The organism is Pseudomonas cichorii (assembly GCF_019719005.1).
Lineage (GTDB): Bacteria > Pseudomonadota > Gammaproteobacteria > Pseudomonadales > Pseudomonadaceae > Aquipseudomonas > Aquipseudomonas cichorii_E.
In genome coordinates, this window is record NZ_JAIGPJ010000001.1 from 299,710 (window position 1) to 311,819 (window position 12,110).

Sequence of the window (12,110 nt, forward strand, 5' to 3'; positions counted from 1 at the left end):
CCCACTTTTTGGCGTTAGTGCCAATATCTGTCTGGTCAACTACGGGGGCAAAACCCAATGAGCTACAGCAAGATTCCGGCTGGTAAAGACCTGCCGAACGACATCTACGTCGCTATCGAAATCCCGGCCAACCACGCGCCGATCAAATACGAAATCGACAAAGAGTCCGATTGCCTGTTCGTTGACCGTTTCATGGCCACCCCGATGTTCTACCCGGCCAACTACGGTTTCATCCCTAACACCCTGGCTGACGACGGTGATCCCCTCGACGTGCTGGTTGTTACTCCTTACCCGGTTGCTCCAGGTTCGGTCATCCGCGCTCGCCCGGTCGGCATCCTGAACATGACCGACGACGGCGGCGGCGATGCCAAGGTTATCGCTGTACCACACGACAAGCTGTCCCAGCTGTACGTCGACGTGAAAGAGTACACCGACCTGCCAGCCCTGCTGCTGGAGCAGATCAAGCACTTCTTCGAGAACTACAAGGATCTCGAAAAAGGCAAATGGGTGAAGATCGAAGGTTGGGGCAATGCTGACGCAGCCCGCGCCGAGATCCTGAAATCGGTTGCAGCCTACAAAGGCTGATCACCCGGTTCGCCGTTTCGGAACACCTGACAGGGTGTTCCGGACACCCTCTGCAAAACGCGTCGCCCTCCTCGCTCCTCCCGCCTCGCAAATCCTCCAGAACATCATCAATAAACAAACGTATAAAAATACATCCGTCATTTAAAACGCGATAAACAAAGCGTGAACCCGGCACAACCGGTTTAAAACAGAACACGGCGTTTATTTAAAATAAACCGATTGCGGAACATGCCTACACAACAACTGTTGCACCTGTAGGTCGCTAACCGTAGGTAATAAGGGAACAGCAGTATTTGAACACCCCGTTCATTTAAACGGATTCGCGACCGCCGTAAACTCGGCTTCATGAATACATCAGGTGATCGACTACGCATCCTCCTGCGGGAGTGCCATCTTTCTGCGACGGACTTTGCAGCCAACCGCAAAGTCACGCCCCAGCACGTGAACAACTGGTTCAAACGCGGCGTACCCATGGCGCGGCTGGAAGAAGTGGCTGAACTACTGACCGTCAACCCCCGCTGGCTGCGCACCGGCGAAGGCCCCAAACACCCGACAGACTCCGCCAACGAGAACAATGGCGGCGACACCCCGATTACGCTTCACCAGGGCAGAAGCCTGCTGCGCGGCGATGTGGAAATTCAGATCTACAAGGAAATCGAATCCACCAACAGCATTGGCAAGACCGTACTGGCCGAAGCGCCCGGACAAAAAATACGTTTGCCCATGCACGTGCTGCAAACCATGAACATCGACCCCAAGAACACCATGTGCGTCGCCATGATCGGCAACAGCATGGCCGACAAGATCCAGGACGGCTCACTGCTGGGCGTCAACCGCGACCTGACCCAAGTCATCGACGGCGAAATGTACGCCCTCGAACACGGCGGAATCCTGCGCGTCAGATACCTCTACCGCCTGCCAAACGGCGGCCTGCGCCTGCGCAGCCACAACAACAGCGAATACCCCGACGAACTCTTCAGCGCCGAAGAAATCGAGCGGGAAAACATCCGCATCCTGGGCTGGATATTCTGGTGGTCCACCCTCAACAGCCGCCGAAACGCCATGCTGCTGCGCTAAACCGGGACAGCCACGTATGAGAAAGTGTTTCAAGACTGGGCATCGGAGGAAAACATCAGTATCCTAACGCCACCATTCGGCACAGACCGCCCAGCGCGACCCGTGCCACACAAGGCGAACGACACGTTCGGTTTGTTACCTTTTTAGCATCCCTTGCGGTTGCACCTGTTGAAGGCGATTGCGGTTTACCAAAAATAAACCAAGACCGTCCCCGAGAAGCCGGCCACAAGCCGGCTTTTTATTTGCCTGCGAAAAGTCAGACACCTGCTCCGGGCAGCGAAAGCCCAAGAGTATGCGCGTCTTGAAAAGCGGAGCAGAGAAATCGCTTTGGGTTAATCCCGAATCAGGTTATTCAGGTTGCCGGACCATCAAACGGCACACCTACGTGAAAACCATCCACAACACCCGCTACCAAGCCCTGCTCCAGCTTTTACTGGAGGCACGCGAAGCAGCCGGTCTGACTCAAAAGGAACTGGCAACCCGACTCGGTCGCCCGCAATCCTTCGTCTCGAAAACCGAGAATGCCGAGCGCAGGCTGGATGTGATTGAGTTTTTGGAGGTGTGTGAGGGGATTGGGGTGGATCCGTATGGGGTGCTTCGGGGGGTGGAGGGTGCGGCCACCTTGGTTTGAGCGAGCAAAAGGGCAGGATCAAGCAGTTAAAGTCTTACACGACAGCATCTGGCGATAATTTCGAGGTGTTTGACAAGGTCCACTGACAAATGCTCAAAGTGTCCTCAGTCCTAGGACAAAGGACAGTTGTGAACTGAGAGCCTCGGAAGAGGCTCAGACGTCCTGCTGCTACTCAAATTGATCTGCCAACTGAAGCGCGAAAGCGAAACGGCAGAGCTGATCAAGCCCTCATAAAGTGCTCACGCCACGCTACGTCGCCTGAGCCGGTATAATCCAAGGCATACCGGGCGGGCCGATGTAGCCCTGAACCTGATCAACAAGCTGTACGGCGTCGAGCGCGAACTCAAGAACGTCAGCGATGAACAACGGTTTATCGGTCGTCAGGAGAAAAACCTGCCGATCCTGGCCCAACTGAAAAGCTGGCTGGATAAAACCCATTCTCAGGTGACGCCGCAAAGTGCATTAGGCAAGGCTGTGCATTATCTGGCAAACAACTGGAGCCGGCTGGAGTGCTATGTCGAAGCGGGTTATTTACCGATTGATAACAACCCGGCAGAGCGTGCAATAAAGCCGTTTGTCATCGGGCGCAAGGCCTGGCTGTTCAGAGATACCGTCAACGGTGCCAGCGCCAGTGCGAAGATTTATAGCGTGGTCGAAACCTGGAGCGGTTACCCCACGCTCAATCGGTAGCCGATTACGAAGCGTTGTTGCCCTGGAATTGCTCACCGGAGATGCCACGGTAAACCGTTAACCCATCGTTGGTCAGGTGGAGTTTATGAAGCGGTTACGCCGAAGCAGCATACGCATTTGGCTAGTTTCAAAGGTGAGCACTGCTCCTGTAAAAAACAGCGGTAGTTAAAGCTTTACAAAGCTGCCTTTCTGTAATTTAGCTCATTTCTCATGCAGCGAAGGATAGTCTCCACCTGCTCATGCTTTGCTTTTGGATACCAAATGGCAGTAATGCCTAGCCTTGCCAACTCGCTATTGCGTGCGATCAAGCTCTTGAGATCATCCGGCATTTGCTCGATACAAAAGTGCTGTGGAAAAGAATAATCACCAGCCTGTGCTTTAACCTCTCGGAATACTTGAATGGTTCGGTCATTATTTAAACTACATCCAACAAATAGCAAGCTGTTGTTTGTAAAATAATAGCGAAGCATCTTTGGTATGGCACGTTCTAAGTCTAATTCAGCTTCGCCATAAGCTTGATCATATTGCAGTTTTCCGAGAATGCACCGAGCAGGGTTTTTGATGTCCCCATGCATTTTGATAATGGTAATTTTGTTAGGGTCAGGAGCTTCCATGGCAGTAACCCCGTTGATCACCTGAACTTCAGAGTCCGACCCGGTATCAAAAACTTGTTCAAGCAACTTGTCGTAATTTGTAGTGATCAGGGTGTCTTTGAACATTCCGGAGATGAGCAATGTAATATATTGGATGCTTCCGCGCTTCCCAAATACGTCACGAATTTCCTGTGCAAACACGTCTCGTCCATGCACCTGTTCAATATGTGCAATTATTTGCTCAAATTCACCTTGTGCTAGCCATGCTTCTATTTGTTTTCCACCAATACCCGCCGTTCGACCCTGCTGACGCAAATGATTGGCCCAAGTAGGGAAACCGCCACCGACTGAAATGCCGGCGCCGACAAACGGCACCACCATTTCTTCTGCAAGGCGATCAATCAACTGGTTAAAACGTTGTTCGTTTCGTTCATACCAATGCAGTCCGTCCTCGGGCCCAAAAGATTCGATCAGGTATTCCCTGCTCAGCGCCTCATGGCGCCTGACAAGGCGATAGGCTCTCAAAGCCTGTTCATAAGCTTCTTTGTCTCCGGCATAGAAGGCTTTACTGGGGCTGGACAGTCCTACCGTGCTGAGTTTTTCAAGCAATGGTAAATCAAGGTCAACCTCGCCCTGATTGATCCAGTCGTTAAAATCCTCAAATAGATCGAAGACGGTGTGCCCATCCTGCTGACACCAGCTTTCCTTAGCGACCATCATGGGAACCTCTTCAATGCCTGCTCTGTAATTGCATCTGCCAAATGCAACTGAGTGGTCTGCGCGTCGCTAAGGCAGGCCTTGAGCTGCTCACACAGCGCCATCAGCTTATTGACTTCAGAAACAGTTTGCTCTTGTACATCGATCGGCGGAACGACTATTTGGATAGTCTCAACAATATTTTTGCTGATTTTTGGCATTGTTCCAGATGCTCCTGACATTCTTTCCCACATGTGTTTCCTTGCCTGTGGGGAACAAAGCCATATGGATACATACTCTGGAGAAATACCCGCCGCTACCCGCAATTTCATCATTAAGTCAGGGTAAATTACATTATCAATAGAGTTTTTAATTAGTATGCTTGAGCCAACAAAAGCATGCGAATTCCCCCTTTGAAGAAGAATATCGCCAGCCTTTAACCAGAGGTGGGAGTCTTTAGGGATCTCATCTTCAAAAAATTTGGTTTGAGATAGATCTAAAACTCCATAGCTGGTAGCTCCTAGCTTTAGTACTTTTTGCCCGGTTTCAATTTGGGATTCGTTTGGTGAGAAGCCATTCTTTGGTCCAAATGAAAGGAAATTTTTGAGTAGCCCTTTTTTTGAGTTTTCGGGCAATTCAACAATTAGCCCATTAACGGCCATAAACAGAATAGTTTCTTGGAGCTGGATGATGCTGTCTTCAGTAGTGAAAAGAGTATCGAAATTGGTGGTAATATGTTGCCAAATTTTGGAGAACTGCGCGTGATCAAGCGCGCTGCTTAGGGTCGTCATCAGCATTTTCACGAGTGTTTGGTGAGCGCCGAGGCTGGAGTCAATTTTTTGTTCCAACTGATCACACAACGCTATCATCTCGTCAACTTTGGCAGCGATGCGGTTTTGCTCCAGCACAGGTGCAATCGGCACTACTAACTCAGAAAATTTTGCAGATGATATGCCTCCAATAATACCGGTCATGGCAGAAGAGAATTGAGTAAAAAATGTTGGCGTTAAGTATGCTGACAAAATAAATTTTGAATTTATATCTCCAAGCGGTTCATTGGCAAACAGCTTGTTTCCAAAGCAAATGTCTCTATCTGTGATGCCACACTTTTTACCTGCACTACCGCCTTCAGCACATATGAGGACAGCATTCTTCTTTGCAACTTTAAAACCTGCTTCCTCTGTCGGTATACAGACTCCGTTGTGATAATCGAGTATTTCGAACCCATAGCCAACGTCTTTTGTAGCTATAAATGGTAACCCGTCGACATTTGTGTATTTATTTTCTTTAATAGTGGCATTTACGCTATTGCCATTGAATATATTCCCTATAGTACCCAGACGGGACCACTCCCATCCCATTGGTAGCTCAAATGGCTTTTCCTCGTCGCTAATCGGAGGTAGCGCTCTTCCCTTTTTGATCCTTCCTTCTTTCACCAGCCTGGATTTCTCCGTCGCAATCTTCCTTAACAGCTCGCTTGCAGGTTCGTCGCTCGGATCTTGGGGTACCAGCAGACCGCGAACCGCCAGCTCCAAAATAAGTTCCCGCAGCTTTCTAATACCATATAGTTCAAATTTTTTTGAGGAACCACGCCCCGAGGAGGATTTGCGCCTGATGACGGATGTCCACAGATCAAGATGGTTCATCACTAGTTGTTCGACGGCACTCATACTTGCTTGGCTCCATTGAGTGCATTGGCAAGGTTGGCCTTCAGTTGATCGCGAAGGCTTTGGATCTCCTCTTGTTGTGTTTGATATTGCTCAAGCAGTTCTTCAGGATCATGACTGATTTGCTCGCCAACATGGGGATTTTTGATATCCAAGTTGAAGTTGCGAGCAGCGATGTCGTCGATGCTCACCTTCCACGCCTGAGGAGTTTCGATGCGTGTGCTGAAGCCGTCAGCCTCATTGCCCCACCAAGTGCGCTCGGTTTCAAATTCTTCAAACTGCATTGGGCGGGTTTTATTGTAGCTGCTCACACCCTCTGGGTAGGGGTGATCGTAAAACCAAACCTCTTTGGTGGCCGGCCATTCGTTTTCCGGTTTTTTGGTAAAAAACAAGATGTTGGTTTTAATGCTGGTGTAGGGATTGAAAACACCATTGGGCAAACGCACGATAGTATGCAAGTGGCATTGCTCCAGCAGCATTTGTTTCAGGCGAGTTTTCACTCCTTCGCCAAACAAAAAACCGTCAGGCAGTACTACTGCAGCACGTCCGTTTTTTTTCAGTAACTTGACTACTAACGCCATGAAAAGGTCTGCGGTTTCGCGCGTTCGCAGCGTGGCGGGGAATTGGTTTTCCACCCCGTCTTCTTCCATTCCGCCAAATGGAGGGTTAGTAACAATGATGTTTACCCGATCGGCCTCGCCGTAATCCTTATAGGCGCGCCGGCTGAGCATATTGTCGTGCTCTATTTGGGTGGGCGTGTCGATACCGTGGAGGATCATGTTGGTGGTGCAGAGCATGTGCGGCAGCGCTTTTTTCTCTACGCCGTGAATGCTAGTGACCAGTTCGATCTCGTCCTTGCTGTTTTTGACGTAATTGACGCGTTTGTGGCCAATGGTGCAGGCCAGAAAGCCGCCGGTACCGCAGGCAGGGTCCAAAACACTTTCATCTAGCTGGGGGTCCACCCGGTCCACAATGAACTTGGTTACGGCGCGAGGAGTGTAGAATTCCCCCGCATTGCCCGCGCTTTGCAGATCCTTGAGGATCTGTTCGTAAATGCTGCCGAAGGTGTGGCGGTCTTGCGTATTATTGAAGTTGATCTCGCAGATCTTATTGATAACCTGCCGCATCAGGGTGCCCGACTTCATGTAGTTGTAGGCATCTTCGAACACATTGCGTATCACCAACGCACGCGCGCCGGTGTCGCCACTGAGCTTGAGCTTGGTCTTCAAAGTTGGGAAGAGCTGCTGATTCACAAAGTCGTTGAGCTCATCGCCCGTCATGCCCTCTGGATCAGCCGCCCAGTTACGCCATCGTAAGTACTCTGGTATCGGAGATTGGTAGTGGTCTTCCAGCAGCTCGATCTCGCCTTCGCGGTCATCATAGATTTTCAAGAAGAACATCCAAACCAGTTGGCTGATGCGCTGGGCGTCTCCATCGACGCCCACATCCTTACGCATGATGTCCTGGATGGATTTGATGATGCTGCTGACGTTACTCATTGAAATTCCTGGGCCTACTAGGGGGCTATCTGAATCAGTTGGCTTGCGTAAACAGTTCGCTTTCCAGCGCCTGCACGGCATGCTCGTAATTGGCTTTGCCGCCAAAAAAACCGTTTATGATTTCCACGGCCGTGCCCATCCTGTTGAAGGGTGCTAGCTTGAGCACGCTGTTGTTCTCAATGCTGGCGATGCCTTCGTCGGCATACTTGTCCAGCAGGGCTTCCAGCACGGCGCGGGCCTGCTCGCCATAATGGGTGAAGTAATTGCGTTTTTTGACATTGTTGGCCCGCTCATGGCGGGTAAGAGGAGGCTGGTCAAAGGCAATGTGGCAAATCAAGTCGAAGTCGCCGTAATCTTTACCAACATCATGCGCTAGTTTGGGCAGTTCAATACCGTATTCGGCTAGCGCCTCGATGATGGCGGTTTTCTTTTTTGCGCTGGTCCATTTCTGCAAAAAATCATCCAGTGACGCGAACTCTTTGCGGATGTTTTTGCGGCTATAGTCGCGATAGCTTTCCATGACCATCTTGCCGTCTTCGCCGAGGTATTCCACGCGCTCAGAGAGGATGCGTACTTCTACGCCGCTGACGTGGACTTTCTTAACCCCCTCGTTCTCCTCGCCATCCTCAGCGTCGCCATCATCGTCAGCCTTGGGATCCGGTGGCACCGGATCGTCATCATCTTCGGGTTCGTATATCACCACAGGTTCACCATCAAATTCTGGATCCTTGAACAGCTCGGTAGCCCGTTTAAAATCCATGATGATGAAAAAGTACTTGTTCTGAGACTCTTCAATGCGCGTGCCACGGCCTACGATTTGCTTGAAGGTGGTCATGGAGTTGACGGATTTGTCGAGCACGATCAGCTTGCAAGTTTTAGTGTCCACGCCCGTCGTGAGCAATTCCGAGGTTGTAGCAATCACCGGGTATTTGCTTTCGGGGTCAATAAAGTTGTCCAGCTCGGCCTTACCTTCCACGCTATCGCCGGTGATGCGCATGACGTATTTACTGTTTTCTTTCGCCAGTGCACCAGCTGCATTGACGATGGCCTTACGCATGCGCTCGGCATGGTCGATGTCTTCGCAGAAGATGATGGTTTTCTGGTAGGGATCGGTGGCATCCAGTAGTTTCATCACTCGCTCGGCCACCAGCTTGGTACGCTTGTTCAGTACCAGTATGCGGTCCATGTCCACCTGGCTGTATTCGCGCTGCTCGATTGCGTTGCCTAGGTCATCCTTCATGCCGAGCGGTGGTGTCCAGCCGTGAATATCCTTGTCGATATCGATTCGAACTACTTTGTAAGGGGCAAGAAATCCATCCTGAATGCCCTGCTTCAGCGAGTAGGTATAAATGGGCTCACCAAAGTAGGTGATGTTGGAGGCATACTTGGTTTCCTTTGGCGTAGCGGTGAGGCCCAGCTGGATGGCACTGTCAAAGTACTCAAGGATTTCCTTCCACGCGGAATCATCGTTGGCACTACCACGGTGACACTCGTCAATCACGATCAGGTCAAAGAAGTCGCGCGAGACAGTTTTGAAAATTTTGTCTTCTTCATCCGGGCCGGTAAGCGCCTGATACAAGCCTAGATAAACCTCATAAGACGGGTCTATCTTACGGTTTTTAATTTTGGTCATCACCGAGCCGAAAGGCTTGAAATCGTTTACCAAGGTTTGGTCGACCAGGATGTTGCGGTCTACTAGAAAAAGGATGCGCCGAACTTTTTTGGCTTTCCACAGGCGCCAGATAATCTGGAAGGTGGTATAGGTCTTGCCGGTGCCGGTGGCCATGACGAGTAATAGGCGCTTCTGTCCCTGGGCTACCTTTTCAACCACACGGTTGATGGCCTCGGCCTGATAGTAGCGGGGCTCCTTGTTGGAGCCATCGTCGTAATAGGGTTCAGTAACCAGTGTTTCCTGTTCGTCTAGGATACCTCGGAAGCGCTTGTAGCGCTGCCACAGCTCATCCGGGGAGGGAAAGGCCTCCAGCGTAAATTCGGTTTCAATGTCTTCGCCAGGGGCGGCAGTCTTATCGTGGCAGGCAAAGCCGTCACCATTAGAGCTGAAGGCGCATGGCACTTCGAGGATATCGGCATAACCCAGGGCCTGCTGAAGACCATGGCTGACGGTATAGTTGTTTTCTTTGGCTTCGACCACCGCCACCGGCACGCCCTTTTCCTTTTGCAGGACGTAATCGGCAAACTTCTTTTTCTTCTTGTTGCGTGATGACAGGTTCCCGCGTACCACAACCGGACCAGGGGTGAGTGTGACTTCACGGCGGATCTGTGTCATTTCATCCCAGCCGGCCTTCACCAGTGCCGGAGTGATGAATTTAGCCTTAATGTCGGCCTCGCTTAACTCTTTCTTTTCCTTGCTAATCATTGCGTCCTCGCTGCGATTAGCAGCACTCATGTGCCTGAATACGGCCATTTTCCAACGTTAGGAAATTTTAACCAGTTGTGTTCGTCAACCACCAGCGGCAATTGCCTTGATCAAGGGCTTTAACCTCTTTGGCAAGCTAGGTGATGGATGTCTGCCTAGTTTTGCAGCGCGGGATTCAATGTCCTGACTAGTGCTTTGTCTGCTCATCCCATAGGTGCCGTAGTTGCTACTAGCCGACCAACCAAGCAGTTTGTGCTTGTCCTAGATCACCTCGGTCATAGATCAATTTGAATGAAATCTACCGCATCATTAATTACATGAAGTGGTACGAAAAACCACTCTCTCGCTTCTAACGGATACCAAAACGCTCTTCGATTGTCAGATCTGACCTTTACGCCCCACTCCCCCCAAATACTGACTCCGCTTCACTCTCACCGGACAAAGCTCAAGACCAAACGGCTTGAACACAGCATTCATCGACTTGATAGTCTGATTACCTTCTTCGTGCTCAATGTGTGCCAGGGTACGAATCGAGATTTTGCACATTATTGCAAAGGTGCGCTGATCCATCATGGCCACCATTGTTCGAAGCATCACCACGGCCTGGCCCATGGAGATTTCGCCATGTCCCAGCTTGCTCTCAATGGAGCGAATGAGCTCTTCCCGTGTCATTGCACTGAGGTCCAGGCCACTCATAGCGACATTTGAACTCATAGAGTCCTCCAGGATTGCATCCTGTCTTTGAGGTTAGCCAGCGGGATGCAGGGGTGGATCCAGATCAGGGCTGGAAGATCTTCAGGGAGGTGAAGAAAGAGCTGGGCGTCCTCCCTGCTCGTGCGCATAGAACACGCTCAAAGGAAACCTCCCGTCGAACCTCGAAAGACGAGATGAAAAGCATCACTCCACTGGCCTTCATCGTGGATCTGGATTGTGAGCTGCATATCGCGCACCTGCAATATAGTGCAGAAGATAATAGGTCAGAGGCTAAAAATGTGCAATTTATTGCAGAAAATCGAACTCTCCCACCTATAAAAGTGCACTATATTGCAGATCCAGTGATAGGTGCCGAAGGCTTATCAGCAGTTCAAACTAACCCGTCCGCTAAACCACGACATGACCAACGTTACGCAGCCTGCAAGTCACGCAGTGCCTCAGGGTGCCGACAACTTTACCTGGGGCGAGCGCGCAGCCTTACCAGCTTTCATTTCGCGTACTGCAACCAGCAGGTCTTTCTGAAACTGCTCCAGCTCATGGTCCATGACTGTTCTCCTCTTTGAATTGATTCAGGAAGGCGATCGGCAGGCAGCACGCTTGCATATTGCATATATCTCAATGAAGCGATTACCCAGAAACTGTGGCAGATAATCTTCTATTGGCTTATGAAAAATCCACTCGCTCCGCCTCATCCACCCCAAGCCGCCTCCGCCGCGCCACCAACGCCCGCCGAAACGAAATATCCGCATACTCCATAAACAGCCGCGCCAAGTGATTCAGCCCCTCCTCTTCGCCTTCACTACCCACAACAAAATCAAAACCCAGCGCACGCTTGTTCTGCTCGGGCAGCTCTTCCCAACTGTTCATCAGGTAGGCGTACATCGCGCTGACGACTTGTTGCCGGGTCATGGTTTCGTGCATTGGCCGAGCCCGCCTATCAGGTAGACGGCGTTGCTGGAAGCCGCATTTGGGGCAGAGGGTTTGCGAAGGTGAAATACGGGACGCCCTGAAAATCTGTGTTTTTTTACGATTCATTGAATAGCTCCGATCTGCACGCCGTTGCGTGTCCTCGTCCCTTTAGAAATTCATTCGCCAAAACGAATGCTATAGCGTGTAGTGCCATAGCGTGCATTCAAGCGAAATCCCTTTCTTTTGTAAAGGGGCTGGGCGATGGAACTGAGCAAAGCAGTAGGCGCTGCGCTGAAAGAAGCCAGAGAAGCCAAAGGCCTCACTCAAGAGGATTTCGTAGGTGTAAGCGGGCGCTCATATCTGTCTGAAATCGAGCGAGGGCTGAAAAGTCCGACGCTTGAGAAGCTGGATCAGCTCGCCACCAGAATCGGGATTCATCCTCTGGAGCTTTTGATCTCGTGTTATGCAATACAGGCATCAGTTAGCCAGCAGGAGATGCTGGATCTATTGAGTAAGCGATTACTGGAAGGGAATAAGTAACTGCCATCTGGATGATGCGTACCTGAGTCGGATGCACACAATCTCTCATCTCGAGAAACCGGGATGCCAAACACAGACTCGATGTGATTATGTGTCGAAGATTTGAAGCCGATCCGGCTTCGCAGACAGGAC

General features: G+C 50.8%; 10 protein-coding genes and 2 pseudogenes. 5 read left to right on the top strand and 7 right to left on the bottom strand.

All coding sequences use genetic code 11. From position 1 onward, the window contains the following. Window positions 1–57 precede the first annotated feature (57 nt). From ppa to K5D32_RS01410, 4 genes and pseudogenes are all read left to right on the top strand, one after another. Window positions 58–585 carry an inorganic diphosphatase gene (gene ppa / locus K5D32_RS01395; protein ID WP_201007062.1) on the top strand — a complete coding sequence of 176 codons (528 nt, stop codon included), beginning with the start codon at window positions 58–60 and terminating at the stop codon, window positions 583–585. A gap of 345 nt (window positions 586–930) precedes the next feature. Further along, window positions 931–1,662 (top strand): XRE family transcriptional regulator, encoded by a 732-nt coding sequence (locus K5D32_RS01400; RefSeq protein WP_200994476.1) that lies wholly within the window; start codon window positions 931–933, stop codon window positions 1,660–1,662. Window positions 1,663–2,047: 385 nt separating this feature from the next. Then, window positions 2,048–2,293 carry a helix-turn-helix domain-containing protein gene (locus K5D32_RS01405; RefSeq protein ID WP_221599080.1) on the top strand — a complete coding sequence of 82 codons (246 nt, stop codon included), beginning with the start codon at window positions 2,048–2,050 and terminating at the stop codon, window positions 2,291–2,293. Window positions 2,294–2,575: 282 nt separating this feature from the next. Beyond that, window positions 2,576–3,036 (top strand): annotated as a pseudogene (locus K5D32_RS01410) (transposase); the annotation flags it as partial. A gap of 120 nt (window positions 3,037–3,156) precedes the next feature. Here K5D32_RS01410 and K5D32_RS01415 read toward each other — a convergent pair. The 7 genes and pseudogenes from K5D32_RS01415 to K5D32_RS01445 form a co-directional block, all read right to left on the bottom strand. Then, complete coding sequence (locus K5D32_RS01415) at window positions 3,157–4,296, bottom strand: SIR2 family protein (RefSeq protein ID WP_221599053.1); 1,140 nt, start codon at window positions 4,294–4,296, stop codon at window positions 3,157–3,159. Further along, on the bottom strand, window positions 4,293–5,942 hold the full coding sequence (locus K5D32_RS01420) for a restriction endonuclease subunit S (protein ID WP_221599054.1): 1,650 nt from the start codon (window positions 5,940–5,942) through the stop codon (window positions 4,293–4,295). Before K5D32_RS01420 ends, K5D32_RS01415 begins: the two co-directional genes overlap by 4 nt. Then, a complete protein-coding gene (locus K5D32_RS01425) occupies window positions 5,939–7,438 on the bottom strand; it encodes a class I SAM-dependent DNA methyltransferase (RefSeq protein ID WP_221599055.1) in 1,500 nt (499 codons plus the stop codon). The genes K5D32_RS01420 and K5D32_RS01425 overlap by 4 nt, the downstream gene beginning before the upstream one ends. A gap of 34 nt (window positions 7,439–7,472) precedes the next feature. Then, on the bottom strand, window positions 7,473–9,815 hold the full coding sequence (gene hsdR, locus K5D32_RS01430; RefSeq protein ID WP_221599056.1) for an EcoAI/FtnUII family type I restriction enzme subunit R: 2,343 nt from the start codon (window positions 9,813–9,815) through the stop codon (window positions 7,473–7,475). Between the two features lie 378 nt (window positions 9,816–10,193). Further along, entirely contained in the window at window positions 10,194–10,529 is a 336-nt protein-coding gene (locus tag K5D32_RS01435) for a transcriptional regulator (RefSeq protein WP_260407084.1), read from the bottom strand. 443 nt (window positions 10,530–10,972) lie between these two features. Next, a pseudogene (locus tag K5D32_RS01440) lies at window positions 10,973–11,074 on the bottom strand (transcriptional regulator); the annotation flags it as partial. A 118-nt stretch (window positions 11,075–11,192) separates the two neighbouring features. After that, window positions 11,193–11,564 carry a hypothetical protein gene (locus tag K5D32_RS01445; RefSeq protein ID WP_260407085.1) on the bottom strand — a complete coding sequence of 124 codons (372 nt, stop codon included), beginning with the start codon at window positions 11,562–11,564 and terminating at the stop codon, window positions 11,193–11,195. A gap of 135 nt (window positions 11,565–11,699) precedes the next feature. Between K5D32_RS01445 and K5D32_RS01450 the strand changes: the two genes are divergently transcribed. Continuing rightward, window positions 11,700–11,978 carry a helix-turn-helix domain-containing protein gene (locus K5D32_RS01450; RefSeq protein ID WP_122320543.1) on the top strand — a complete coding sequence of 93 codons (279 nt, stop codon included), beginning with the start codon at window positions 11,700–11,702 and terminating at the stop codon, window positions 11,976–11,978. Window positions 11,979–12,110 lie beyond the last annotated feature (132 nt).